Genomic DNA, 26,734 nt, shown 5'->3' on the forward strand with positions numbered 1-26,734 from the left:
AAATTAAAGAACTACACAAGACTTTCGGGAAACGGTGTTTCCGTTAAGAATCATAGTATTCTAAGCCTGAGTATTTGTCAAATAAAAAAAGAAACACAATAAGTAGATACACTTACCGTGCTCTGGTTGATTGCTTAAAAATGAAGCTATGTTGGGTGTTTCACGATCAGTAGGCAATACCTACCCGTGTACGGATAAATTCGTAACTCTTGCATTGCCAATAAGTAAAATCAGCCGTATCCGCGGTGGTAATTTGTGAGCCACCTTCAGGCAAAAAATCTTTTTCCACGCGATAAATACCTGTCCGCGCTCCGTCCGGTAGATAGGTTGGACATACGATTGTCCAGTCTAGTGCCGATTCACGCAGCAATTCGTACACTCGCCGATGTTCCTGGGCCGCACGAGTGCTGCGTCGTCGGGTATCGTAGGACTCGTAACGATACAGGTCCGGTTCGGTCCGGCTTTGCAAAATTCCTGCCGTTCCTACCGTAATGAGCCGAGAAATGGACTGTTCCTGCATGAGCCGGATCAGCAGGGCTATATTAACGGATAAGGTAGTCGTTCCATCCGTATTCAGCGCACTGATCACAGTCGTCGCCCCACCCTTCAGCGCCTGTGCTACGTCCTCTCCATTAGTGGCATCGCCTTGTACGATTTGCAGCTGATTCCCATATCCAGGTATGTAATCCTCCAACTTGTCCGGTGAACGAACAAGGACCGTAACGGTATGACCGTCCGCTAACGCATAATCTAATATATACCGTCCTACGCGTCCGGTAGCTCCCAGCAGCAGCAAATTCATAAAGTCCTCTTTTCCGGCATGCATGCCGCTTGTCATGTTGTTTCGTTATGTCACTTGTTGGTCAACTTTCCGTGACTATTGACGGCAAAAGGGATAGAAGCGCGTGATTGGGTTCGTCTCGCTCATAGAGGCCCGTTCACGGCGCACCAGCTCCACCAGATGAGCCAGCGTCTCGGACATGGCAAACCTTAGCTGGTGAATACCCAGCTTGCCACCGAACATGGCAATGCACAGCTCATAGGCTGTGCTTCCCTCCGGTTGGATCAGCTGCTGAAATTTCTCCAGTCGTTCTTCATGATGTGCCAGCAACGCTTGCGTCCGCTCCCGAAAATAACCAAACGGATTGCGGTGCCCCGGATATGCCCACGCTACCTCCAGCTTACCTAGACGCTGCAAGCCGTCTACATAAGACTTCAACGGCTGGGCATCACTGCCCGGCAGCAGACTGATATTAGGAGAAATCTGCGGCAAAACTGCGTCACCGCAGAGGATAACACCGCTATTCGGGTCATATAAGGACATATGTCCGGGCGCATGCCCTCCCGTCTCGACGGGCAGCCAACTGCGTCCACCCCATTCCAGACGAGCGTCTATGCCGGTAGGAATAACGGTAATCTCAGGCTGTGGATTCACTTGCAAATAAGCCTGCCGCATATGTAATTCCAAGGCCGGCACTTGCTCCAAAGGAAAACCATGCTGGACAAAAAAGCTGGGAAGCCTGTTCTCCATAGCGACCGTCGATTCTGGAGCGTCCCACATCATCATCGCTTCCTTATGGCTTCGGGCTGACATATGTACACGAGCCTGACTTTGCTGCTGCATCCAGCCCGCCAATCCGTAATGATCGGGGTGATGATGAGTGACCACAATGTCCGAAATATCCCCAAAGGACATTCCCAGCTGGTGGAAGACATGCGCCCATTCTGCCTCGGTGTCCATATTGCGCGGCCCCGGGTCTACAATTGTAAAACCGTGCTCTCCCTTGAGCACATAGCTATTCACCCAGCGCAGCGGAAAGGACATGGATATTTTGACCTGAAAGCCTCCGTCTATTCGCTCACACGGTGTAAGCTCTGGCATTTTCATGGCTTCCACCCGCCTTTCTGTTTCAAGCCCGCACGCCGACAAAAATCATTCGAGGCGAAGCATCTTCAATATATTGATCTTCATTATAGCTTCCGTGTACCTGCTCTACAGATAGTCCGGCTTGCTCTAGCAATCCACGAAACTTCTCATATGGATATAGCTTCACTCGTTCATGATACACGCGCGCAGGTTCTCCCTCAGTAGGAGTCGTGCCCAGAGCAGAGGCTGCCTCAGTGCCCGTAACGGATGCAGCTGACCGAATCGCAATTTTCTTTTTCACAAATCCATCTTCAATGACCCGATGCTCCTCAATCCAATTCCCTTCATCCTCCCGCGACGAATGCGGTACCAAATGAGCGGCTACGTAAGCAGGGTTCAAATAATCTATGATAAAGCGTCCTCCCGGCTTCAACAGCCGATATATTTCCTTTAGCACTTTAAGCTGCTCCTCATCCTGTTCAAAATAACCAAAGGAGGTGAACAAATTCATCACCGCGTCATAGCTTTCATCCAGCGGCACCTCTCTCATATCCCCTTGATGCCAACTTACCCGTCCTTCGGAATCAGCTGCACGAGCTTCTCTCAGCAGCACATTGGAAAGGTCCACACCTGTCACCTGATAACCTGCATCTGCGAGCGCAAGCGAATGACGTCCCATCCCACAACATAAATCCAATACGCTGGAGCCTTGCGGTAATTTAAGCCAGGAGATCATTTTTTGCACTTCCTGATAGGCTCCCTGAAAGTCGCGATGCTTGTATACCAATAAATAATCTTCCCCAAAGCTTTGCTCGTACCATTCTGCCATATCGTTTCTCCTCCATGAACTCATTTCGCTCTATTACATACTATATTAGCTTTTTCAAACTGGAAACTCAAAAGCATTACGAATAAGGGTTTTGCAAAATCCTGAATAAGGAAACATGTTACAATAACCGTATTTGAGCTTAAATATTCATAGGAACTTCATACCAACTTCATGTGATTCACCCCATTTTATCATTAAAATGATTCATGGGAACGCCTTTAGAAGTTTTCATGAAGGAAAGGAGCGGGGAAATTATGATTCAAATTGGACTTACGGGTTGGGGCGATCACGATGACTTGTATCCAACGGGTACCAAAGCTAACCAAAAACTAAGTATCTATGGAAGCCATTTTCCGGTAGTAGAAATGGATAGCTCTTTCTATGCGGTGCAGCCCACAGATCGTATGGCACGCTGGGCGGCGGAAACCCCTGACTCTTTTTCATTTCTCGTCAAAGCCTACCAAGGCATGACTGGACATACCCGCGGCAAGCAACCTTACTTCAAAACAATAGATGCCATGTACGAAGCACTGCATGCATCGATAAAGCCTCTTCACGAAGCGGGCAAGCTCAAAGCCGTGCTGTTTCAGTACCCACCCTGGTTCGACTGTACACGTGAGAATGTCGCTGTACTGCGAGACACAAAAAATAGGATGGGAGAGGTCCCATCCGTACTTGAATTCAGACATCAAAGCTGGTTCACACCCGATTTTCGGAAACAAACGCTGGCATTCATGCGTGAAGAAGGCTGGATACACAGCGTATGCGACGAGCCGCAGGCAGGACCAGGGTCGGTTCCCATTGTGCCGTTGGCTACAGACGGTAATCTGACAATCGTACGTCTCCACGGGCGGAACATATCGGGCTGGAATCAAAGCTCTGCACCGAATTGGCGGGAGGTTCGTTATCTGTATCGGTACAATGAACAAGAGTTGACCGAATGGAGAGACAGGTTGCTGGAGCTGGAGCAGCAAAGCCGCGAGGTGTGTGTTATTTTCAACAACAACTCAGGTGGAGACGCCGCTGCTAATGCCAAGCAGCTCATGACCATGCTTGGCATGGACCCTAAACCTTTTCCCCCTCGCAAGCCACACGAAGAGAATAACGGGCCGGAACAGCTTGAACTATTTTGAGGAACGGGCTGAGGGTGGGGAGTTGGAAATAGCCTCCTTGAGCTTGCGTGCATTATCCAGTAAATGCGGGTCGTCAGGTAAATAGCGTAAAGCGGTCTGGTTATGCTCATACGAAGCGTCCAGCTGACCTACATGGGCATAGCAATGGCTGAGCCGCACATGAGGTAACCAGGAGTAGCATGGTAGTGGAACAGGTCGCATACCCGGAAGGTGATGCTGTTGCTCCAATGCCTTTTCGTACCAGTACGCGGCAGTGCTCCATTCGTTTCTTGTGAAAAACCAGTCACCGATCATGCAGCACAAGTCTGATTGCGGTACACCGTATCGAAAGGAACGTAACAGACGATCCAGCTGTTGCTCCGGCTTCCCGAGGTGAAGATAGCATTCCGCCGACCGCGCACAAGCGGTAATCCGATCCTCACGGTAGCCGCTCGGCTCCTCCAACAGAAGATTGAACGCCTCTACCGCCTCGGCATATTCTTTACGGTCAAAACATTCATTGGCGTGCAAATACAGCAGACGCCCCTCCAGCTTGCCGCTTTCGCTGATCCACCGGGCGAGAATACGTTGGTTACGGAGCATGTGGTCTTGCATTCGGCGGTGTGTTACTGCCACATCTGAATGAACGATTTGCCCCTGAGGTATCACCAGATCCTCATGCAGACGCCCTTCCCAGCGGTATTGTCGCTCGCGCTTCACGAGACGGATACGGCGTGAGGTGAACAACAGTTCACCCTGCTCCCCCTCTGCCAAATGAAGTGGCATCACCACTGCGTCGATATCCTTAGACAAACGCTGCTTCAAGGCACGCAGGCGCTCACGATCCGGCTCCAGCAGCACATCGTCCGCATCCAGCCACATGACGTAGGAACACGTCGCCTTGTCAAATGATTCATTACGGGCGGCTGCAAAATCATCCTTCCATTCAAATGTATATAGCCGATCCGTATAGCGCGCCGCTATCGTCTTCGTCTGATCCGTCGACCCCGTGTCCACAATAATGATTTCATCCATCAGGTCTGAGACCGAATCCAGACAGCGGGTAAGTGTGTGCTCCTCGTTCTTTACGATCATGCACAAGCTGATGGTCATTGGATGCTCAGTCATGACTTCACGTCATCCCCTTTACCTTTGGCTGATTCTCCCCTCGTTTTTCCGGTAGACTCGCCAGCAGTATATGCAACTCTCCTTTCAGCCTGCGTCTTGTCTAACTGTTCGACACGTGCATACCTTTCCATCGGCAAAAGTTGTTCCTCCATATACCGGATTCGCTGTACCGCCTTGTCGAGTGCAGCCTTTCGCTGATTCATTTTGCGAACATGCTGCTGCTCCACCAGTCGAAACTGCTCCTCGTCCAGTTTCATCCACTCATTCAGATGCTCTACCTTTGGTTTGGCCTCACGCAGTTCTTTCGACTTCTTGCGGCCGGCAAAGCACAAATATTTGTGATGCACCTCCAGCGCTTTTTCATCAAAATAAGGATACAACACACGGGAGAGGCTCCCGGCATAGTAAGTCCGCTTGTGATCATGAAACGGATGGTATCCATAAGGTACAGATAAGACGAGCGTTCCCTTTTTATTCAACAAGCGATAAGCATGAGCCAGCAGAGTGTCGGGATGCGCAAAATGTTCCAAAATCTCGCCTAAAATAATGGTGTCAAATCCACCGGGAGGACGCTCAAATTGTGAAATGTCCTTTAACTGAAAGTGGACTCTTCCCCGGACGGGTGCTGATTCCCGACGAAGTTCTTTTTTTGCATAAGAAATACTGTCCTCTTCCAAATCAATGGCCGTTACCTCAAAACCTTCCCGCGCAAGCAAAATGGACGTTATGCCCTGACTGCACCCAACATCCAGCACCGTATGGCCCTGTACATGGCGGCAAATCCAGTGAATTCTATTGCGGGTGGCTTCATGAGATTCTTCCGAATTGATCTGCCCGTAATAACGTTCGTTTACCTGATCACGGTTAGCCAACAGCGGCGCCCCCTCCATCACCGGGATGTCCTAAGATCACGACATGTCCACCTGTGCAATGCACTGTCGCATTACGTGTATCGAAGACCAGCGGGGCATGGTCGACCAACTGTTGGTAGTTCACCACAGAATGGTCTGTCGTAATGACTACGATATCTGCACTTTCCCATAGCTGGGCATTTGCCGTCCGAGATGGGATTTCTTCGCCGTTCAGCTTAAAACTCGATACATACGGGTCGGTGAAGCTAACCGAAGCACCCATTTTAGTTAAATGCTCGAACAGGACAAGAGCCGGGGATTCGCGAACATCATCAATATCCTTTTTGTAGGCCACACCTGCCAGAATGATGTTGGCCTTGTTTATGGCTTTATCTTTCTGAGCAAGCATAGCTTTAATTCGCTCCGCAATATACAGCGGCATACGCCGATTCATGCGATCTGCCAAGTCCACGAATTCCAATGGAAAACCATGCTGCTCGGATTTCCATGACAAGTATAGCGGATCAACCGGGATACAGTGCCCCCCGATGCCAGGTCCCGGATAAAAAGGCATATAGCCGAATGGCTTGGTGGCCGCTGCATCCAGTACCTCCCATATATTAATGCCAATTTTCTCACAGGCGGCTGTCAGCTCATTGACCATTCCAATGTTGACGCTGCGGAACGTATTCTCGAACAGCTTGGCGGCTTCCGCCACGGTTGTCGAGCTGACCGGTACAATTTGATCCAAAAAGGACCCATAGAAACCTACTCCCACTGCCAAACAATCTGGCGTGCAGCCGCCGATCACCTTGGGTGTGTTGCGAATGTTAAAATGAACACTGCCCGGATCGACACGTTCCGGTGAAAAACACACATAAAAATCTTTCCCCACCGTCCAGCCCCTGCGCTGCTCTATCACCGGACGAATCAATTCCTCAGTCGTCCCCGGGTAGGTGGTGCTTTCCAGAATCAACAGTGTCTGTCTACGCAAATGAGGTATGGCCTGATCAATAGCCGTTTCAATATAGGACGTATCCGGTTGGTGTCCGTCCGTCAGTGGCGTAGGCACGCAGATCACGACGATATCCGCATGCTCCAGTACCTTGATATCCGTAACCGGATGCAATTGCTGCCCGATCAGACCTTCCAATGCATCATCACCAATGTCTATGATGTACGACTTTCCTTGAAGCAGCTTGGCTACTTTGACGGGATCGGAATCCACACCATATACATTATAACCAGCCTTTGCCATTTCCACTGCCATGGGCAGCCCTACATAACCGAGGCCGATTACCGCAACCTTTACAGTTCCTTTAGTTATTTTTTCCATAAGCTGCAAAATACCCACCTCTTTCATCGTTACTCCATGCCTCGCAGTAGCTCAGCAATTCCAGCGCGATCCATTAACTCATCGTCCGAGCGATATTGATCAAAGCTCACTCGTTCCAATCCACCGTATTGGCTCAGTAAGCGCTTGTCTGCTTGCTGGGGAAGAATAACAAAATAGCGATCATCATAGCGATACGTATGCGGCACCTCATAGGGCGAAATCAGCACCTCATGCAGCTTTTCCCCACCACGTATACCAATCTCCTTCACTTTCAACGCAGGCTGACCCGCCTGTTCTTTCATCACTTCTGCCAGATCTGCAATATTGCAGCCCTTCATTTTCATCACAAGTGTCTCTCCCCCAATCGCCGTGACAGAAGCCTTCAGCAGCAAGCCAATCGCTTCTCCGAGCGTGAGGAAAAAGCGTGTCATATCTGGGCTCGTCAGCGTTAAATCCTGCCCATCCGCGATCTGGCGCTTGAACAGGGGCACGACACTTCCACTCGTCCCCAACACGTTGCCGCCGCGTATACACACAAAGCGAGTACGCTCACTTAAAGTGTTGGCGCGGATCATCAGTCTTTCACCTATCGCCTTCGTCATGCCATATACATTCACCGGATCTACTGCCTTGTCTGTAGAGACATCAATTACCTTGGCGACTCCCTGCTCAATGCTGGCCCGGATCACGTTTTCCGTACCGTGTACGTTCGTCTTGAAAGCCTCTTCCGGCTGTCTCTCACACACAGGGACATGCTTTAATGCCGCCAAATGGAATACATAGTCCACTCCGCGACATGCCTCCTGCAATGCCTGAAGATCTCGAATATCTCCAATCATGAAATTCAGGCGAGGATCCGATAGAAATTGCCGCTGCATGGCAATCTGTGCAAATTCACCGCGTGAGAAAATACGAATCTCCGCCGGGTCCTCCTTCAGCAATTCAGCGGTTAGGCGTTGCCCCCAAGATCCCGTTCCTCCGGTCACCAGCAGTTTTTTTCCTTTGAACAATATAATCTCCTCCTGACCGTTACGAATTGGCAATGCCTGTTCCCAGAAATTCTGCCAGCACAGCATTCATTTCATTCTCTGACAGCCGATCCTTCGCCGGCACTTTTTTCACCGAAGTATTGGCAGCATGAATGACGTTCACATAGTTGCGAAGTGGAATGATCTCATGCGGCAGCTCCGTTACATATCCGTGCGTACCCTTTCCAGGAATGACCACACGGTAATCATTCAGAAAATCTTCCACTTGATAGCGAAACACATAAAAAGAAGGCGAACGGTGAAACACCGGTGCCATCTGCCCCTCAACCGCATCCCACAGGTAACCCATCTGGTTCACCAGCGCAACCGTCTCCGATTGAAACTTGTAATCATGCAACTGTTGTACAAAGGACTGGTGATACAAATCGTCGGAATCTATTCGAGCAATGAGCAGTTCGTCCGCACCTTCGATGTACGCATGGATACGACGTTTACTTTCGATGCTCGTACCAAAACGGATGTGGTCGGGAATGGGCTCATGTCGGGCCAGCTCCTCTTCCACGATGTCACTGCATCCGCCCGCCAGCTTGACGACAGATAGGAAATCCGCATTTGTCTGACTGAGTAAACTACGCAGCGTAAAGGTTCTGAATATATCCAGTCGCTCGCTGATCCACTCACGTGTCAGGCGGTTGGGATTCATCCCATAGTTATTAAAATTAATTTCAATTACAACCTTGCGATTCATTGATCTTCCTCCCTTTCAACCGTCTTCTCTCAAGTTATGAAGACGCTCCTGAAACGGCACGTACAGATACAACGAATCTTGTAAAAATAGGTAGAATCCAAAAAGAATAGCCGTTCATACAAAAACCTTTTCGCTTTCGACATATGATAGAATACAAAGTTTTTTACTCCATCTGAAAAGTTGAACAAGCAGGAACGACAGGGAGGAAACATGATATGACGAATCCAAAGTATCTGGAGATGGACGAGGTACTGAAGCGTTTGAAGCTAGCACTCGATCAGCACCAGTCCTTTTCGCTCATTCGTATTGGAGATGGTGAAAATTTGGTGTTGGCGCAGGATACCGTCTGGCCGATGGAAAAGGTGTTACAGGAACGTTGGGCGGTCAAAGCCAATCTCGGTCAAAAGGGACTGTTTCTACCAAATACGGAGCTACGGGACGCGGTGGCTGAGGCAGTGAGCAAAGCCAGCATTACTGGCATTTTGCCATATGATGACGAATCTATTAAAGCACCATCCTATATGAAGCGGGAGCTGACCGATCAGGTCTTTGCTCACTATGCTCTTTCCCCCCCGCTGACCTGCCACGCCTGCCTGAATCGGTATTTGGCTGGGACACCCGCTTTCTGGGACATGCTGAAAAATCGACGCATTCTGCTGGTCACCCGGACGGCCGCTGAAGTAAAGCCTGTTCTTGAGGCTGATCCGTACAAGCTGCATATCGCGCACACGCTGGCATTTCATCAATATGAACAAATGCCTGAAACACTCCAATGGATCGCAGCACACAAAGATGACTTTGACATTGCCCTGTTCTCTTGTGGTGTCAATGCAGTCGTGTTAGCACAAAAAACAGCAGAAATCACTGGCAAAGTAGGTATAGACTTCGGCAAGGCGACTAATATCGTCATGTTCGGCAAAGCTAATTAATAGATAAAATAATATTTGTGAAAAAATCCACTTAGCAAGTAATCTTTGCTCCGTATATCGAAAAGGCACTAGCAAATTTCAATTTTGCTGGTGCCTTTTTGATATCATATGTGGTTCTAAAGCGTGATCAAAAAGGATAATCCATATAAAGCTTTGAGCCCTTGCTTGTTTAGAAATAGAATTTGAGATTTCCTGTCACTTCTTTTACAATATTACAGAAACTAGCATTCATTAAAAACCATGAGGAGGGTGTTTAATTGTCACATAACAAGAGATTGAAGACATACACACTTACAAAAGCAAAGCATATAAAGGTTCATGGTCGAACTACGCAAACACGTACACCGCTTACTCTATTTTGGACAGGCAGTGGCATTGAATTGAATATCAAAGGCTCAGAGCTGTGGATTGAAATTGAGGCCGATTACCAGGTGTATGAACCCTGGATCAGTATTGTCATCAATGGTGTCCCGATGAGTCGCCTGATGGTGACTGCAGGACGGCATTGGATCTGTCTTTTGAGAGGGTTAAACCCTGATACAGTCAAAAATGTCCGTGTGGTCAAGGATGTCCAGCCTATGAGTTCGGACCCGCACTGCTTGTTGCAAATTCATGCCCTGAAGGTTGACGGAGAATTGCTACCGGTCACTGATAAGCCCCTCAAGGTGGAATTTATCGGTGACAGCATTACCTCGGGAGAAGGAACGATTGGAGCGAAGGACGAGACAGACTGGGTTCCCATGCTGTTCACAGCACTACGCAATTATACAGCCATAACAGCCGAAGCACTAAATGCGGACTACCGAGTGTTTTCACAAAGCGGCTGGGGTGTCCTAACGGGCTGGGATAATAATCCCGATACGCACATACCGGCATATTATGAACAGATATGTGGTGTGCTGACCGGTGAGAGAAATGAAGCATTAGGGGCATTTTCAGATCATGATTTTACCTCATGGCAGCCGGACGTGGTCGTAGTGAATTTGGGGACTAATGACGGGGGAGCCTTTTATTCTCCTGCATGGACGGACCCAGCAAGCGGTAAAGTGTACAAGCAACGCTTGAACGAGGACGGCACATTCAATGAAGAAGATTTACAAGCTTTTGAAAGCGCTATCGAATGTTTTCTTGTCAAGCTTCGGAATTGCAATCCTGCGGCTCATATTGTATGGGCCTATGGGATGCTGGATACTCCTATGATGCCCTCAATCTACCGATCAGTAGATGCATACAAGAAAAGAACGAGGGATGGGAATGTGTCTGTATTCCAACTGCCTAACACGACGGAAGAAACGATAGGGTCTCGCAGCCATCCCGGGCTCCCCGCCCATACCAAAGCGGCAGATGAGTTGACAGTGTATTTGCGAGAGATTCTTAAGAAATAGAATCCGAGAAGCACGATCAACTTTGTAGAACACGCTCATAAAGGAAATTACAACAACTAGGTCATTTGTGCTCTCAGTGTTGTTGAGAATTATAGCCACGAGTCTGTAGCAGCTGTCTGTCTATGCTCGTGGCTAGTTGAGCTTCTGCGCAGCGGCCTATCCTAGGAGAACCACGAACAGGCAGCGAGTATTTACTAAAGAAATATTCACCTGATATATTTACAGAAACGGAGTCGAAGCGATGCCCGTGAATACCTCTGGACCATTACGAACAGTGGTCGAAACACCAGAAATATAAGAAGAATATACTGTTTGTATTGCCAATGGAGCGGATAGATCCTGTGCATTAAAAGCTTGCGTTTCATTAGATCCGGTCACGCCCAGTACCCCCTCGGCGCGGTAGACTACCTCGCTCGGATCATAGTCGGCTCCACGCACGATTTCAACTGCATACGTATCGCCAAGCTCACCGATTAGACCAATGGAACCACTAAAAGTCACAATCGGACCTGGCACAAGAAAGGTTCGCAGAGTAATCAAACCGAATCGCTCCGGTATAGGACCCAGTTGAATATCGGGACCTTCACCTGTCTTTGATGAATTGGTGGAGCTTCTCATATCCAGAAAAAAACCCATACCTTATCCCTCCAAATTGCAAGATACTCCATGTTATGCAAGAAATTCTTTGGCGTATTGGACAAATTAGTAATAAATCTATCAATTCAGCTCAAAATAACCGATAGTAAATACATATGATATAAGCTTTAGAAATGAATATATAGATAGAAAGCAGGGGTTAGATGAAACGACTGAAAACATTAACACTACGCAAGAAATTGACCGCAGCATTCCTTCTGGTCATGCTTGTTCCTAGTATTATTGTAAGTTCTTTTTCTTATCAAGCAGCATATAACCAGACGGACCGCCAATTACTTGATAGTGCGACAACTAGCGTTACTGCATCCGATCGTGCAGTTACTCAAACGATTCAAGCCAAAATCGCGGATCTCGAATATTACTCTACAACGATGACGGCTAGTGATAACAGTGCTGAAGCAGATGATGCCATTCTAAAAAGATTACAAGTTTATTTGAAAATGCATGCCGAAGCTGTTGATATGTTTGTAGGAACTCCCGAAGGAAAACTCATTATTGGCAAAGCTGTAGGCTCCACAAACGACCCTCGTGAACGTCCGTGGTACAAACAGGCCATGGAGAAACCCGGACAAACCGTAATCAGCCCTGTTGGACTCAATACGGCTAAGGTCCCCGTCGTATATATTTCACGTACACTTCCCGACAACAGTGGCGTTCTCGGTCTTTCGCTGAACCTGAATAATTTAAAAGAAATCACAAATTTAAAAATCGGACAAAATGGCTATATTATGATATTAGATGGTACCAAACGTATCGTTACCCACCCGACAGAAGTCAGTGGAAGTACCAAAATGGGGGATACGATACCCGAATTGTTTGCCTCCAAAGAAGGCAGCTTTAGTTACGATCTTAATGGCGTAGATAAACACCTGATTTTCAAAACTAATGCGCTGACGGGCTGGAAAATTGCCGGAACGATGGACAAAGCAGAAACCAGTGCCTCCGCCCAACCGATTCTTATCACAACGATCATCGTGTTGGTGATTGCAGCCATCATCATTGGTGTACTCGCAATGTGGTTAATCAGCAGTATACTTAAGCCTATCCAAAGATTACGTAATTCTATGGATGCCATCAGCCAAGGTAATCTTTCGATTAACGTGGCTACGACCAGTACAGATGAAATTGGTGAATTATCGAGATATTTCCAACAAATGGTAGATAACCTGCGTAACATGATTAGAGAAATTCAAGCGATGACAGGCAATTTGTCGGCATCCTCGCAAGAGCTTGCAGCAGGTGCAGAACAAACGACCCGGGCTATCGAGCATGTGACCATAGCCATTCAAGATGTGGCTGCTGGCAGCGAACGCCAAGTGGGCAGTGCTAAAGCTAATCAGACACGGATTAGCGGCATGGCAACAGACATTACCGCTATGACTGAAACCATGGCTGAAATGACCACTTACTCCGCACAAGCCATTCAGGCGTCGGACGCAGGCAGCGAGCATATCGGCAACAGCGTCGTTTCCATTGATGGCATTCGCACTACCGTGGAAGAATTGGATGCCATTATCAGTGCTTTGAATGACCGATCTGGACGAATCGGAACAATTGTCACTGTCATTACGGAAATCGCCAGCCAGACTAATCTGCTCGCATTGAACGCTTCTATTGAAGCGGCACGTGCAGGGGAGCATGGCAAAGGTTTTGCTGTCGTGGCCACAGAGGTTCGCAAGCTGGCTGAAAACTCAGCTTATTCCGCACAACAAATTCGTGAACAGATTCAAGGGATACAGAGCGGTGTATCTGAAGCCCTGATTGCCATGGAATCCGCCAAGGAACGTGTAAGCGAAGGTATCAATTCCATAGACATGTCCGGTCGCTCCTTCTCTCGCATCCGTAGAGCGGTAGCCAAATCAGCGAAGCAGCTCGATAACGTCGCGGCTTCTACCGCTGGCGTCGCAGATGGAACGAGTACAGTCGTTAGTAGCATGGAGGAAATTACACGCATTGCTGAAGAAGCGGCCTCCCATACGGAGACCGTGTCCGCAGCCGCAGAGGAACAGCTCGCCTCCATGGAAGAGATCGGTTCGTCTGCCGCAGACTTGACCCGTCTGGCAGAGCAGCTTCAAGATTTACTGACACAATTCCAATTAGATGAAACAAAATAACCGTTCCAACCGATAAATACAGAGAAAGAGTCTTCACAATGAAGGAGGGTTGGAACATGGATATCGCAGCATTATCAACAGGTATGAGTCAGACCAGCTTGGCTCAAGCCGCAAGTGTGAAGGTATTAAGTATGGCTAAGGATCAGGCCAGTGAACAAGGACAGGCTTTAGTGCAGATGATGGAAAAAAGCGTACAGCCTCATCTCGGGGGTCAACTGGACATTCGCGCATAAGTACATCCATATGCTTGGTTAGGGGCGATTCTGCTCAGGTCTGGACAGACCCGGGTAGAATCGTTTTTTTATCTCCCTATTTTTCGTTCAGCACAAAACGTAGTAAACTAGACATATCGTCCACAACCTCGGTTCGGAGGATAGCGCAACATTCACACGATTTACATTGAAAAAGGAGGATACATAGTTTATGAGTTATTCTGAATATTTTGAAAAAGCCAGAGAGCAACAACTAGGCGAGTTACAGGAGTGGTTGTCCATTCCGAGTATCTCAGCATTATCGGAGCACAAAAAGGACATTAACCAAGCAGCTGATTGGCTGGCTGCCAAACTGACTGCTGCCGGTCTGGAAAACGTGGAAATCATTCCAACCAAAGGGCACCCGCTGGTATATGCCGATCATTTGCACGCACCTGGTAAACCAACGATTCTCGTGTATGGACACTATGATGTACAACCCGTAGACCCGCTTCACCTGTGGGAAACGCCACCGTTTGAGCCATCCATCCGTGATGGAAAATTGTATGCGCGCGGAGCGACAGATGATAAAGGACAGGTTTTCTTGCACATTAAGGCAGTTGAGGCCATTTTGAAGCAGGAAGGCAAATTGCCGTTAAACATTAAATTTTGCATTGAAGGCGAGGAAGAAGTGTCCAGTCCGAACTTGCTTGAGTTTTTGCAAACTGGAGCTGAACGTCTGGCTGCCGATGCTGTACTGGTGTCCGACACTTCCTTGATCGAAAAAGGAAAGCCTGCCATTTGCACAGGTTTGCGTGGTCTATGTTCACTGGAAGTTGCCATTCACACGGCGAACACAGATCTACATTCCGGTTCTTTCGGTGGCGGCGTGCCGAATGCCCTGCATGCTCTGGTGTCCTTGCTGGCAACCCTGCATGACGACAAAGGCGGCGTAAGCGTCGAAGGATTCTACGACGATGTTGCTCCATTATCGGCAGAGATGAGAGAAGAATTCGTGAAGCAAGGCTTCAATGAGAGCAAGCTGCAACAAGATCTTGCACTTGATTCCCTCTATGGTGAAGAAGGATTCAGCTTCGTTGAGCGTGTGGGGGCTCGTCCGACACTGGAACTGAACGGCGTATACGGCGGCTTCCAAGGGGAAGGTACGAAAACGGTCATTCCGAAAGAAGCTCACGCTAAAATTACGTGCCGCTTGGTGGCTAACCAGAACCCGCAAGACATTCTGGACAAAATCGAGCGCCATTTGCGCGCCCATGTTCAGGCAGGAGCTACCCTGGATATTCAACAGGGCGAAAAAGCGAACGCCTTTAACATCGACCCGTCACACGCGTTTCTGCAAGCGGCGGCCGATGCTTTTGAGAAGGTATACGGTGTGCGTGCCCTCTTTACCAAGGATGGAGGCTCCATCCCAATCGTGGAGACTTTCTCCCGTGTGCTGACTGCCCCAGTCGTGCTGATGGGTTTCGGCTTGCCAGATGAGAACCTGCACGCGCCCAACGAGCATTTCAACTTGGACAATTTTGACAAGGGTCTGCTGACGATTGTGGAGTTTTTGAAATCGGTGTAAGTAAACTAAAAAGCATTCACAGCATGGAACCATCCTTGCTTCGTGAATGCTTTTTTTTCGTTAGTTCTGTCGCTTAAGAAAAACGGGTATAGCGCAACAGATGAGCCAGCCGATTGAGCCGTTCTATCTCCCGATCGAACTCATGCAGCGGCTGTCCAGCCAAAGCAGCGTTTGCTCTCAGATCCCGTAGCGGGTTCATTTTCCGACCCATGAGTTTCAGCACCGTGGCCTTCCCCATGTTATTCACCACCACATATTGTGTTAGCGGGTCAAGCTCAATCCACAATACATGATGCTGTTGGAAAAACGACAATAGTTGCTTTTTTAACGCCTCCAGCTCTTCAAGGTCACCTGTGATTTGCGGATGATGATGAAAAGCCACATAGCCCATCACCCGCAGGTCACTTATGATTTGTTCCAAATGAAGCGTTTCGTGTATGTACACATTGTTCGTGCTCATGCGGTTTCTTGCACCATTCGTATGATCTTCCCGGATGACGTTCACCACCTGACTATCATTTATATCAAGCTTTATCTTTCCCCTTTTCCCATAGCTGCACAAGCCAGCAACCTCCAAACCACAATGCACCTACAGCAAAAAAAACGGTATACACCGTATATAACGTGGTCAGTTCAAACAAGCTATTGTACCGATTAAGCAAGATCCCCCACAAGCATAGCAGAAAATTGCTACCATTTTGCTGATGAAAGCGATGCTTATAGATCCGTTGAATCAAAACAGCCAGGAATCCTATCAACAAAACGTGATTCAGCAAAATACTCCACATTTCCATAAGCCCCCTTTTTCACTATAGCGCAATGGCTTTGAAAAGTCAGGACGTACACAAACCTTGCGAACAAAAAAACAACCGGCTTATACGCCAGTTGTTTCCCGTTCCACAAAATACTTATTGGTCATATAATGGGCCTTGCCTCTGGAAGTATCCACCATTCCCTTTTTGTTGTCGAGAAAAACAATCTCCCGGCATTTGGTGCAGTACCACTTGGTCCGCTTAAAGGGAGATTCTGTAACATACGATGTACCACATTTGCAATCTACTTTAATTAAAGTTTCTGTTGATTTGTAAGCCTGGGACAACTCTTTTAGGCCAGTATCCGGTTGTTGAATGGGGATAATAACCTCCTGATAGCTTGAATACTGATTATGCACTTTAAAATCAGCCACCAGTTCCGCATGCAGTCCAAAGTACTCTTTGCCAATCTCGGTTACAAATTTCTTACCGATTCTGTAACACTCAAGCCATTCCTGTATCTGTTGATTAGACAAAGGCACTGTGCCCTTGATACCACTATTTAATGTGTAAGTCATGATGTATAAAGTATCATCTTGTCTATGTCCGTACATGAGAAGCCTCCTTATAATACACTTGATAATGTACTACAAAGCGCAAAAAACATCAATTTTATTATTTGCCAAAAGACTTATATCATTTGGGTAGGCACACAACAATTGTGAGTATATGGTTAGAAAGCAACTGACAATCTGTCAGTTGCTTTGTCTTTCCACATAGTATTTGTTGGTCATGTACCACGCCTTGCCTTTATCCGTATCCACCATGCCCTTTTTACGATCCAGGAACACAATGTTATTACACTCCTTGCATGACCACTTGGTTCTTTTATGCGGTGACTCCTCTATATAGGAAGCACCACATTTACATTCTACCTGAATTAATGTTTTATACTGGCTGTACGCCTCTACCAGTGGGTCCAGCTCTACAGCTTTGTGTTCCATTACAGGCTGTATTATGAATATGTGTTCTCTCTGCTCCGAGTATTCATTATGTACCTTGAAATCTGCTACCAACTCAGGGTTTAAACCAAAATACTGTTTTCCCACAACCGTTACAAACTTGCTGCCAATTCGATATGCTTTGATCCATTCCTGCACCTGCTTACTGGTTAGGTCGACAGTTCCCTTTATACCGCTGTTCAGCGTATAAGTCATCAAGTGTTGGTTGGGTGTCATATGTCTTAACATTCACCTCCGATCAAGAATATACCACAGGTAGCTCTAGGCAAAAGCTACTTCCTGCTACCTGAAGCAACGAGCTTTTTCTGCCTTGTGATTCTTCTTCAATCCATCTTCCATCCTGTCGTCATGCTGAATACTGTTTTTGTAGGGATTTATATTCTTAGACTATCACCGAATGCATTTCTAGCCTTGTATAACTTTGTGGTAATTCTTCTGATTTGATCACTTCTGCTAGTTTACCATGATCTCCAATGGTAGTTTCTTCCTTCTATATATAGTACATCATTTACACGCAATTTCCCACATATTTCAGCGGTTTAATCGTTTTACTTTTTTATATACCACAAAACAAAAGCCTTCCCGACCACCCTTCATTGTCGAAGGATCATCGAGAAGACTTTGTACCCCGCAAGGAACGAGAGGTCAGATTTTTAATTCGCCAAGCCTGATTAATTCCACGACCGCCTGTGAACGACCTTTTACGTTCAGTTTCTGCATTACATTGGAAATATGGTTTCGGACCGTTTTTTCGCTAATAAATAGCTGTCCGGCGATGTCACGTGTTGTTTTGTCCTGCACGAGCAGTTCAAATACTTCACGTTCACGGTGAGTTAACAAAAACTTGTTTTTATGGTCGTTACCCTTCGTCAATTTCACCCCTCCTTGCTCGGGTTTTGTGTGGTGTAACAAGGTTAAGGGATACAGTCAACACATTTTATGTCATGCGCTTAGGTATGGTTCAATATGCGGATAAAAATGGGCATAGGCACCCTACTAACTCCCTTCGATGGAGGGTTGGACTCTGCGTCTAATTTATGTATTGACAGGCATATGGGCCAGCCTTATGATAAGAAAAACCGCGACTGATAATCATTATCAAAATGATAATTTGATATAGATATCGCAACAGACTATGGTTCAAGGCCAGTTTGGCCAGAAAGGGTGTTCATTGATTATGAAACTACGTTATGCCGTACCGGCCGGAGTGCTGGTCTCTTCTATTCTGTTCGCAGGTTGCGGACAAACCGGAACTACTACTCAACAGCCTGCTGCAACGACCAAAGATGCAGGAGCCACAACACAGACAACGACTCCTGCCGCTTCTGCTCCCAATTTTGATCAAGCGGTAGCAGCTTACCGCACCTATGCCATCGAGCAATGCGATACGTTTGTGAAGAAGACAGAAGAATTCACGAACGCGGTCAAAGCTGGCGAGCTGGATAAAGCCAAGGCGCTGTATGCTCCTGCACGCATGTACTATGAACGGATTGAACCAATTGCAGAAGCGCTGGGTGATCTTGACCCAAATATTGATGCACGTGACGGTGATGTGGATGCAGCGGATTGGCGCGGCTTTCACCGGATTGAAAAAACATTATGGGAAGAAAACACAACCAAAGGAATGGACGAGTTCTCCGACCGACTACTGAGTGATGCCAAGCTGCTGCGCGCCAAAGTAGAAACAGTTAATATTGACGCCAGCCTGATGGTAACGGGTGCAGTCGAGTTGTTGAATGAAGTCTCTACCTCGAAGGTGACGGGTGAAGAGGAACGATATTCCCATACGGATTTGTACGACTTTGCAGCCAATGTAGAGGGCGCACAAAAGATATATGACATTTTGAAAACAGATCTGAACCAAAAAGATGCCGCGTTGGAAAAACAAATCGGTGAGCGCTTTACGGCCTTACAGCAGGAGTTGGCTCCTTTCAAGGACGGAGAAGGCTATGTATCGTATACAAAACTGAAACCGGAAGAAGTTAAAAAGCTGAGCCAAAACCTCGATGCCTTGGCAGAACCGTTGTCCCAAATGGGGAAATTGTTAGGAGTGTAATGATATGAAAGGCTTTAAGCGGCAAAAAGGGCAAGAAAAGCCGCAGTATGCGGAATCCCATAATGAACAGGGCGATCTGGTAAAAAAGGATGCGAAGCTAGTGAAAGATGATCCGTCAGGAAAAAGCAAATCCGTATCACGCCGAGACCTATTGAAGCTGGCCGGGGTAGGTGGACTAGGTCTCCTGCTTGGCGGCGGGGGCGTGGGAGCCGTGCTGTCAGCCGGTCAACGTCTCGAAAGCATGATGACGGATGCGGATACCAAAGATGTAATCCCTTTTTACGGGAAGCATCAGGCAGGTATTGTGACTCCGGCACAGGATTTCATCTGCTTCGCCGCTTTCGATCTAACAACCAGCGACAAGGAACAGGTGCGTAGCCTCTTCAAAGCCTGGACGGAAGCAAGCGCTACAATGACTTCTGGCGTGCTCCTTGGCAACGATAATGAAAACCTCAACCTCCCTCCGTCCGATACGGGCGAGGCGGCAGGATTGTCGCCGTCCCGCACGACGATCACCTTTGGTGTGGGCCCATCCTTTTTTGATGGACGATATGGCCTGGCAGGGCTTAAACCTGCCGGGTTCCGTGATCTGCCCCGTTTTCAAGGGGATGCCCTAGAGGAGCAATGGTGCGGTGGCGATATCGGAGTGCAGGTATGTGCCAATGACTTGCAGGTCGCTTTCCATGCCCTGCGTAATTTGGCGCGTATCGCCAGAGGAACGGCGGTGCTTCGCTGGACGCAGGAAGGCTTTCAGCGGACTGCACAAGCTGATCCTGCGGGAAGCACACCACGCAATTTGCTGGGCTTCAAGGACGGTACGGGGAACCCGGACACCTCCAAGGCAGACGAGATGAATCGGCTGGTGTGGACACAGACCAGTGACGGACCAGCATGGATGGGCGACGGCAGCTATATGGCTGTACGCCGCGTACGCATGCGGGTAGAGGTGTGGGATCGCTCAACATTGGGCGACCAGGAGGATACTTTTGGACGTCATCGCAGCAGCGGGGCCCCACTCGGTAAGGTCAAGGAGTTCGACAAGCTTGATCTGGCGGCCAAAAATCCGGAAGGCAAGCCAGTTACGCCTCCTACCTCTCATGTGGCTTTGGCTCATGGGGACGGGAGCATTAACATTTTGCGGAGGTCTTATTCGTATTCAAGCGGATTGGACAAGCAAACTGGACAGCTGGATGCCGGGCTGCTGTTCATCAGCTATCAGCGTGATCTATTCAAGCAGTTCGTTCATATTCAGGAGAAGCTTGCACGCAATGACAAGCTGAACGAATACATTGTACACAAAGGCAGTGCGGTGTTCGCCTGCTTCCCAGGTGTATCGCAAGGCGGCTACATCGGGGATACGTTATTTTAGCAGCAGGCAAGGAAGGGGATTTATATGAATCGGCGTAATAAAAGCTTGGGATGGGTGTTGGGGTTGGTGGCTGCTCTGCTGCTGACCGTAGCTCCGTTCCTATCCAGCTTCGGGTCGGTCGCTTTTGCACAAACAGATGCCAAAGCTGTCACCAATGATCAGCTGATGCCTGTAGTGGGCGGAGCGCTGGTGGAAGCGGGACAAGCCCAATGGACGGAAGCCTCCAAGGATCTGAAAGAATTCCGCACGCTGTGGGAGGCCGCCAAGACAAATGGTGGAGATTCAGCTCACATCGCGACTGTAGATCAAGCACTCACCGATGCGGAGCAGACACTCGCCAGTGGCGGCGGGGAATCAGCGAAAGCTGCCTTATCCGTGCTAGCGCGCTCGGTCAATGAGTACGTCACTGCTGCCGAAGGGGACAAACCAGCCCCGGCTGGAACCAAAGCAGCGGAAAAACTGCTTCCCATGGCGAAGGGCAGTCTGGCCGCCATGCAAAAAGGCGATTGGGCTGCCGCCCGGGTGGATTACGACCGAATCGTCAAAGCCTGGTATCAGGTAGAAACACCGATTCGTTTGGACAATTTTCCGGTATACAGTTCGCTCGAAACTAAAATCAGTCTCATTCGCATCTCCATGCAAGCTGAGCCCATTCGCCAAGAACAGGCTCTCAGGGAAATGCAGGAATTAACGACTCTGTTGTCTGATTATAGTCAGGGCAAATCTGTGAACACAGGTCAAGGAACGAATACAGGCAATACGGCTACCGGAACGACGAATGGTTCGACAGCTTCCTTGGGCGATGCAGTCACCTTGCTCAAATCCGCACGCCAAGATGCTGTAGCTAATCAATCAGAGCAAGCGGCTGACAAGGTAGTGCAGTTTATCGCTCTGTGGCCTTCTGTCGAAGGACATGTACAAATTGCCGATCCGACGTCTTACACTGCGATTGAAAATGAAATGACCGAGGCTTCCGGATATCTGCTGTCTTCTCCACCGAATACAGACAAAGCCATACAGACTCTTGATCAGATGCTGGACAGGCTCCGTCCGTTGACGGAAGAACGTTCTTACACTGCGTGGGATGCCGCACTGATTTTGCTGCGTGAGGGTCTGGAGGCCATCCTCGTGCTCGCAGCTCTGCTGGCGTATGCCAAAAAAAGTGGCGAAGCCGTGGCTGGACGGTGGATATGGGCAGGAGCTGGAACGGGGCTGGTGCTGAGCGGAATTCTGGCAGTGCTGTTCACCACACTGGTGGCAGCAGCCGCATCGGGCAGCATGCGTGAGCTGCTGGAAGGTGTCACCGGACTGGTAGCAGTCGTGCTGATGCTGACCGTTGGTAGCTGGCTACATAGCAAATCCAATGCTGCCGCATGGAACCGCTTTGTGGAAAACAGCGTGGGCAACGCATTGGCACGGGGAAGCCTGTGGTCGCTATTTGCGGTTTCTGCGCTCGCAATTCTGCGTGAAGGAGCCGAGACAGCTATCTTTTATGTCGGTATGGCTCCAGCCATCGAAACCTCGCAATTGCTGATCGGCATTAGCTCGGCGATGTTTATTCTGGTCATTCTGGCGTTTGCGATCATTAAATTTAGTGTACGGTTGCCGATTCGCGCCTTTTTCCTGACTGCCACTGCACTGATTTACTATCTCGTATTCCGATTTCTGGGCGAAAGTATTCATTCGCTTCAGGTGGCTGGCAAGCTTTCGGGGCACACTGCCTCCTCGCTTCCGTCCATTAGCTGGCTGGGAATGTATCCAACTTGGGAAACATTTGTCCCACAAATCGCTGTACTGATCTTTATGGTATGGCAGCTTGTGCGTCAGGAAATGCGCAGCTCCAAGCAACATTAAGTCGATACTACCCTACTCATCATGTAAAAAAACGCCAAATCACAGGTCCGATTTGTATCGGTTCCCATGAGTTTGGCGTTTTTTTTATATACTTCAGCATTTTGCATCATTCGATTCCCAACGCTCGTAAGTACAATATATAGACGAACTAAAGCGTTTCGATCTATATATTGCTGATTTAAAAACGCTCTTGGGATTTATGCAAAATGCCCACTTATATCACATCCTCAGGCAACGGAATCATGCGCTGATGACGCAGCAGGTCCGTGCGGTCACCGTGTTCACGAATGACATGTACCTCCCCACGAAAATCGAGCAGCTCCGCCGGGGTAGCATGTCCCAGAAATTGTAGTGGACTATAGCTTAATCCATAGGCTCCTGCATTCGGAAAAGCAATATAATCGCCCTCGTGAATCGGAGGAAGCTGCGCTTTTTTCACAATACAATCCTCGGGTGTACAAAGTGGACCGACAATGCTTACCGTCTCCAGCTCCATGGATGCTTCTTCCAAAGGCCCTCCTGTTCGGCTTGCAATCTCTTCTAATGATTGTTCGACAGCAACAGCCGTTTGAGCAGAAACGTCTCTCTGCCCCATCTGTAGGGTTGCTTCCAACTCTCGTTCTTTGGGTTCTTTCGATTCTCCCACTTGCCTGCGCATAATTCGTACCGGGTAGTTGTCCCTAATGCGGCGTCCTCGAAAAGTAGCTGCGGCGTAGTGATTCATGCCACCATCAGCCACGACAAACTTCTCTCCCTTGGATTCCTTTGTATACAATGCTCGGCAGACATACATGCCCGATTGAGCAACCAGATACCTGCCGCTTTCGATGATTAGTTTAACCCCGGGCATGCGGGTTCGGGTCTGCTCCGCGAGTGCGTTCAGTCCGTCAATGACGTGATCCATATCGAGCGGCTCCTCATGAGCAAAATAAGGTACGCCAAACCCGCCGCCCAAATTGATCGTATGCATTGCCACACCATACTGAGCCTGTACCCGTTCTGCCAACTGCAGCGTATTCGCAAATGAAGCTAAAATCTGATCCGATTTCAACATTTGCGTACCTGTATATACCTGAATACCTTGAAAATGGACGTGTGGGCAATCTTCCAGTACCTTAAAAAAGTGATCCAGCTGTCCTTCATCTACTCCAAAGGGGCGCGGAACGCCGCCCATCTTAATCGTTGCTCCAGACAGATCGTTATCAGGATTGATGCGAACCGCTGCCCTGACAAGCTGGCCCGCTTGGGCCGCAATGTCCTCCAGCAGACGCAGCTCCCTCACCGATTCGACATGAATACAGCCGATTCCATAGGCTATCGCCTCGTTCAGCTCGGCTACTGTTTTTCCCGGTCCGGCGTACAGCACGTCTTCCGCAGCATACCCGGCCTCCATAGCGACGAACATTTCTCCGGCCGAAGCAATCTCAACACCACAACCTAACGAGCGCAGCAACCCAGCCAAGGCTACGTTACCATTAGCCTTGAGCGCGTAATGTACACGCACAGCCGGGTGCAATCGGGACAGCAACGAGCTGACATGAGCATGCAGCGCGTCCCCGTCATAATAGTAAAATGGCGTCGGATGCTCGCCGAATCGTTCCAGTAAGGCTTCGTCCTTTTTATCCATCTACTGAATTCCCCTCCTCTCTTTGCCTTGATACTCCGTATTTTGCATCATTCGCTTCCCACCGCTCGAAAACACAATCATGCTCATACTGCATAGATCGTCTCGCCCGAGCGTGCTGCTTCATGAATGGCTGCCAGCAGTCTGACGCGTTCCGCAGCCTCGCGAAATGGTATGGGCTCCGCTTCTCCCCGGATGATACCGCAAAAGGTATTCAACTGATTGACATAATAGTTCATAGGCTCGAAAACCGTTTTGGTATACGAAGATGTCTGTGATAACACAGGCAGTGCGTCCGCATCCGCTATATTTGACGCGATATTCTTTTTGATCTCCGTCTTGAGTGTCATTTTATAAAAGCCTAAATTTGCTCGAAAGCAGTCCTTTAAAGTGACTACTGCCGAATCAAAGGTCAGTACATGAGCACAGCGATAAGGGCGCTCGAATGAAAAGAGGGCAGATGCCTCCAATCCACTCGGATAACGGGCTTGCGCACGAAATGTCCAGTCACAGCCATGAGGACCATTGAAATCCGATTGACTGTGGAATTCCGCCTGATCTAATCCAACGACGGCCTGGAGCAATTGGAGCCAGTACACGCCTAAATCCCAAAAACATCCCCCACCCTGCTCCGGACGGGATCTGTAATTGTCCGCATGCCCTTCTTTTGCCGGAATACATAAACTCGTCTCTATGGAGCATAAACGACCATAACGCCCCGATTCTACGATCCTCCGCAGCTCACGCTGCCACGGATGGTGCTGCACCATGACACCCTCCAGCAGGTGAACGTTACTCTGCTCGACTATAGCTGCCAAGGGTGCCAGATCAGCCGTATTCAGGCATAACGGCTTTTCCACCAGCACATGCTTATGGGCCCGTAGTGCTTTGCCAATCCACTCGGCATGCAAGTCGTTGCTGAGTGCAATATATACAGCGTCGATCTCCGGGTCCTTTAGCATATCCTCAGCATGCCGATAAACGACACTGACGCCAAAACGATCTGCCATTTCTCCTGCCTTGGCAACCGTGCGGTTCGCAAGCGCGGTCACGCGTGCCCCTGCAACATGTCGGATCGGTTCCAGCAACGCACGGGGAGCAATGGCAGAACAGCCAATGATCCCAAAGCGAATATCTCGCATCGTAGGCTCTTGCGCAGCCGCCGCAGCGTTCATGACCCCTGCTCCATTCCCGGTGAGCCTGCTAACATTTGGATGCTATTCACATAGGACTCTATATAACGCGGCGTTCGACTGCGCAGCTCTACGATCCTGCGATGCATATCCTCCAGTATCTGAGCACTGCCGTCATAGGTTTGTATCCACGTATCGTACCGCATACCAAGTCCCAGCCGTTCCCATAGATCTGCATTATGCTTTTCATGCACACCAAATGGCTCCAGCATGATGAGTGGAGTGGCTGTAGCGAACGAATCGGTTAGGCTGCCACCTCCTGGCTTGCTGACAATGGCCTGGACATGACAGGCTTGGTCCAGCATGCTATGGTAATCCGGTCCGACCTGATACACGGTCTTCTCGCCCTTTTTCACCTCTCCGAAAGGTGGAAATGTATGCTCCCCGGCTTCATTTCGCTGCCATGTCCTCCACTGCGGATCCATCTGAAAATAGCGTATACTGTCCCGCTGTTCATCCGGTTGATCCTGATCATACAACAGCAGATCCAGCTCCCAGCCCGCTTCTTCTAACCGTCCAACCTTGTCACGGTAGGTGCCCATCCCCCAACCGCCGCCATGTACGAATAAGCGGGATTGCCGTTCTTCAAACGGAACATACTCCACAGCCGGAATATCAATATAGTAGCTGACTCTATTGTTATCATTTTCAAAAAAGGTCGTTTCTCCACAGCCATCTGCAAAATGCGGATTATGCTTGGCTAGATTCTTCCAAGATGGGGAAGGCGTCGAATCCATGTACACGATGTCCACATGCACCGATTCAGGTTCTCTGCGCTTGCGATACTCTTCCAACACATACATCCAATGACCGGATAAGCATATAAAATACCGCCGATCCTCCTCCATCCATTGGTTCAACAGCACTTCCATCGCAGCGAGATCCAGTGAATTACGCATATCCTGCGGAACCTTCTGCGACATTAAGGCCACCGCAAAATTGTCATGGTAAGCTTTGCGGCTTTTGTCGACCTTAAGACGAGCCGATTCCGGCAGTACATTTTCAAATACATGAATCGCCGTATCCATGCCCAGCCTGCGAAGACCCGCTTGCAACAACAAGCCAGGGGTATAAAAGCCCAATCCGAAACCGGAACATAAAATCGTTACCTTCATAAGCTTATCGGTACTCCTACGCATG

Annotated in this window: 26 protein-coding genes; 9 read left to right on the forward strand and 17 right to left on the reverse strand. The window is 48.8% G+C overall.

Annotated elements, in window-relative coordinates; all coding sequences use genetic code 11:
* Positions 1-166: 166 nt before the first annotated feature.
* From MKX46_RS09510 to MKX46_RS09520, 3 genes are all read right to left on the reverse strand, one after another.
* Positions 167-802: an NAD(P)-dependent oxidoreductase gene (locus MKX46_RS09510; RefSeq protein WP_029518355.1), complete on the reverse strand. Its 636-nt coding sequence runs from the start codon at positions 800-802 to the stop codon at positions 167-169.
* A gap of 75 nt (positions 803-877) precedes the next feature.
* A complete protein-coding gene (locus tag MKX46_RS09515) occupies positions 878-1,888 on the reverse strand; it encodes an MBL fold metallo-hydrolase (RefSeq protein ID WP_029518354.1) in 1,011 nt (336 codons plus the stop codon).
* A gap of 22 nt (positions 1,889-1,910) precedes the next feature.
* Entirely contained in the window at positions 1,911-2,696 is a 786-nt protein-coding gene (locus tag MKX46_RS09520; protein ID WP_165148715.1) for a class I SAM-dependent methyltransferase, read from the reverse strand.
* 254 nt (positions 2,697-2,950) lie between these two features.
* Here MKX46_RS09520 and MKX46_RS09525 point away from each other — a divergent pair, with 254 nt between their 5' ends.
* Positions 2,951-3,829 (forward strand): DUF72 domain-containing protein, encoded by an 879-nt coding sequence (locus MKX46_RS09525; protein ID WP_165148712.1) that lies wholly within the window; start codon positions 2,951-2,953, stop codon positions 3,827-3,829.
* On the opposite strand, the gene MKX46_RS09530 is transcribed toward MKX46_RS09525, so the two are convergent.
* Genes MKX46_RS09530 through MKX46_RS09550 form a run of 5 tightly spaced genes read right to left on the reverse strand, consistent with a single transcriptional unit; the run spans position 3,821 to position 8,860 of the window.
* Positions 3,821-4,936 (reverse strand): tetratricopeptide repeat-containing glycosyltransferase family 2 protein, encoded by a 1,116-nt coding sequence (locus MKX46_RS09530; RefSeq protein ID WP_029518351.1) that lies wholly within the window; start codon positions 4,934-4,936, stop codon positions 3,821-3,823. The two genes, MKX46_RS09525 and MKX46_RS09530, sit on opposite strands and share 9 nt — an antisense overlap.
* On the reverse strand, positions 4,933-5,808 hold the full coding sequence (locus tag MKX46_RS09535; protein WP_341071200.1) for a class I SAM-dependent methyltransferase: 876 nt from the start codon (positions 5,806-5,808) through the stop codon (positions 4,933-4,935). The genes MKX46_RS09530 and MKX46_RS09535 overlap by 4 nt, the downstream gene beginning before the upstream one ends.
* The gene (locus tag MKX46_RS09540) at positions 5,801-7,150 is read right to left on the reverse strand and encodes a nucleotide sugar dehydrogenase (protein ID WP_341071201.1); all 1,350 of its coding nucleotides are present in this window, start codon (positions 7,148-7,150) and stop codon (positions 5,801-5,803) included. Before MKX46_RS09540 ends, MKX46_RS09535 begins: the two co-directional genes overlap by 8 nt.
* Positions 7,151-7,152: 2 nt before the next feature.
* On the reverse strand, positions 7,153-8,133 hold the full coding sequence (locus MKX46_RS09545; RefSeq protein ID WP_341071202.1) for a polysaccharide biosynthesis protein: 981 nt from the start codon (positions 8,131-8,133) through the stop codon (positions 7,153-7,155).
* A gap of 19 nt (positions 8,134-8,152) precedes the next feature.
* Entirely contained in the window at positions 8,153-8,860 is a 708-nt protein-coding gene (locus tag MKX46_RS09550) for a glycosyltransferase family A protein (protein WP_029518347.1), read from the reverse strand.
* A gap of 215 nt (positions 8,861-9,075) precedes the next feature.
* On the opposite strand from MKX46_RS09550, the gene MKX46_RS09555 reads away from it, so the two are divergent.
* Together MKX46_RS09555 and MKX46_RS09560 are read left to right on the forward strand one after the other, a co-directional pair.
* Positions 9,076-9,789 (forward strand): GT-D fold domain-containing glycosyltransferase, encoded by a 714-nt coding sequence (locus MKX46_RS09555; protein WP_165148703.1) that lies wholly within the window; start codon positions 9,076-9,078, stop codon positions 9,787-9,789.
* Positions 9,790-10,046: 257 nt separating this feature from the next.
* On the forward strand, positions 10,047-11,174 hold the full coding sequence (locus MKX46_RS09560; protein ID WP_341071203.1) for an SGNH/GDSL hydrolase family protein: 1,128 nt from the start codon (positions 10,047-10,049) through the stop codon (positions 11,172-11,174).
* Between the two features lie 219 nt (positions 11,175-11,393).
* On the opposite strand, the gene MKX46_RS09565 is transcribed toward MKX46_RS09560, so the two are convergent.
* Positions 11,394-11,810, reverse strand: a complete 417-nt coding sequence (locus MKX46_RS09565; RefSeq protein WP_069011025.1) for a hypothetical protein — start codon at positions 11,808-11,810, stop codon at positions 11,394-11,396.
* 164 nt (positions 11,811-11,974) lie between these two features.
* Here MKX46_RS09565 and MKX46_RS09570 point away from each other — a divergent pair, with 164 nt between their 5' ends.
* The 3 genes from MKX46_RS09570 to MKX46_RS09580 all read left to right on the forward strand — a co-directional run bounded on the left by MKX46_RS09570 (position 11,975) and on the right by MKX46_RS09580 (position 15,724).
* On the forward strand, positions 11,975-13,945 hold the full coding sequence (locus MKX46_RS09570; protein ID WP_341071204.1) for a methyl-accepting chemotaxis protein: 1,971 nt from the start codon (positions 11,975-11,977) through the stop codon (positions 13,943-13,945).
* A gap of 56 nt (positions 13,946-14,001) precedes the next feature.
* Entirely contained in the window at positions 14,002-14,178 is a 177-nt protein-coding gene (locus tag MKX46_RS09575; protein ID WP_341071205.1) for a YjfB family protein, read from the forward strand.
* A 190-nt stretch (positions 14,179-14,368) separates the two neighbouring features.
* Positions 14,369-15,724, forward strand: a complete 1,356-nt coding sequence (locus MKX46_RS09580; protein WP_322160240.1) for a dipeptidase — start codon at positions 14,369-14,371, stop codon at positions 15,722-15,724.
* 73 nt (positions 15,725-15,797) lie between these two features.
* Here the strand turns inward: MKX46_RS09580 and MKX46_RS09585 are convergent, their stop codons facing one another.
* The 5 genes from MKX46_RS09585 to MKX46_RS09605 all read right to left on the reverse strand — a co-directional run bounded on the left by MKX46_RS09585 (position 15,798) and on the right by MKX46_RS09605 (position 18,371).
* Positions 15,798-16,184, reverse strand: coding sequence for a hypothetical protein (locus MKX46_RS09585; RefSeq protein WP_176715708.1), 387 nt, complete (start codon positions 16,182-16,184; stop codon positions 15,798-15,800).
* A 64-nt stretch (positions 16,185-16,248) separates the two neighbouring features.
* A complete protein-coding gene (locus MKX46_RS09590; protein ID WP_341071206.1) occupies positions 16,249-16,512 on the reverse strand; it encodes a hypothetical protein in 264 nt (87 codons plus the stop codon).
* Positions 16,513-16,598: 86 nt separating this feature from the next.
* Positions 16,599-17,090 carry a hypothetical protein gene (locus MKX46_RS09595; protein WP_013311697.1) on the reverse strand — a complete coding sequence of 164 codons (492 nt, stop codon included), beginning with the start codon at positions 17,088-17,090 and terminating at the stop codon, positions 16,599-16,601.
* A 141-nt stretch (positions 17,091-17,231) separates the two neighbouring features.
* The gene (locus MKX46_RS09600; RefSeq protein ID WP_069011022.1) at positions 17,232-17,714 is read right to left on the reverse strand and encodes a hypothetical protein; all 483 of its coding nucleotides are present in this window, start codon (positions 17,712-17,714) and stop codon (positions 17,232-17,234) included.
* Between the two features lie 429 nt (positions 17,715-18,143).
* Complete coding sequence (locus tag MKX46_RS09605; protein WP_007431813.1) at positions 18,144-18,371, reverse strand: helix-turn-helix domain-containing protein; 228 nt, start codon at positions 18,369-18,371, stop codon at positions 18,144-18,146.
* A 304-nt stretch (positions 18,372-18,675) separates the two neighbouring features.
* Here MKX46_RS09605 and efeO point away from each other — a divergent pair, with 304 nt between their 5' ends.
* From efeO to MKX46_RS09620, 3 genes are read left to right on the forward strand one after another with little or no spacing between them, the layout of a single operon-like run.
* Entirely contained in the window at positions 18,676-19,554 is an 879-nt protein-coding gene (gene efeO / locus MKX46_RS09610) for an iron uptake system protein EfeO (protein ID WP_069011021.1), read from the forward strand.
* Between the two features lie 4 nt (positions 19,555-19,558).
* The gene (gene efeB, locus MKX46_RS09615) at positions 19,559-20,923 is read left to right on the forward strand and encodes an iron uptake transporter deferrochelatase/peroxidase subunit (RefSeq protein WP_069011020.1); all 1,365 of its coding nucleotides are present in this window, start codon (positions 19,559-19,561) and stop codon (positions 20,921-20,923) included.
* 24 nt (positions 20,924-20,947) lie between these two features.
* Positions 20,948-22,777, forward strand: coding sequence for an FTR1 family iron permease (locus MKX46_RS09620; RefSeq protein WP_069011019.1), 1,830 nt, complete (start codon positions 20,948-20,950; stop codon positions 22,775-22,777).
* A 214-nt stretch (positions 22,778-22,991) separates the two neighbouring features.
* On the opposite strand, the gene MKX46_RS09625 is transcribed toward MKX46_RS09620, so the two are convergent.
* From MKX46_RS09625 to MKX46_RS09635, 3 genes are all read right to left on the reverse strand, one after another.
* A complete protein-coding gene (locus MKX46_RS09625) occupies positions 22,992-24,404 on the reverse strand; it encodes an alanine racemase (RefSeq protein WP_029518336.1) in 1,413 nt (470 codons plus the stop codon).
* 83 nt (positions 24,405-24,487) lie between these two features.
* Positions 24,488-25,576 carry a Gfo/Idh/MocA family protein gene (locus MKX46_RS09630; RefSeq protein WP_341071207.1) on the reverse strand — a complete coding sequence of 363 codons (1,089 nt, stop codon included), beginning with the start codon at positions 25,574-25,576 and terminating at the stop codon, positions 24,488-24,490.
* The gene (locus tag MKX46_RS09635) at positions 25,573-26,733 is read right to left on the reverse strand and encodes a hypothetical protein (RefSeq protein WP_029518334.1); all 1,161 of its coding nucleotides are present in this window, start codon (positions 26,731-26,733) and stop codon (positions 25,573-25,575) included. Before MKX46_RS09635 ends, MKX46_RS09630 begins: the two co-directional genes overlap by 4 nt.
* Between the last annotated feature and the right edge of the window lies 1 nt (position 26,734).

The sequence above is a fragment of the Paenibacillus sp. FSL P4-0113 genome (assembly GCF_038009305.1).
Taxonomy (GTDB): domain Bacteria; phylum Bacillota; class Bacilli; order Paenibacillales; family Paenibacillaceae; genus Paenibacillus; species Paenibacillus polymyxa_D.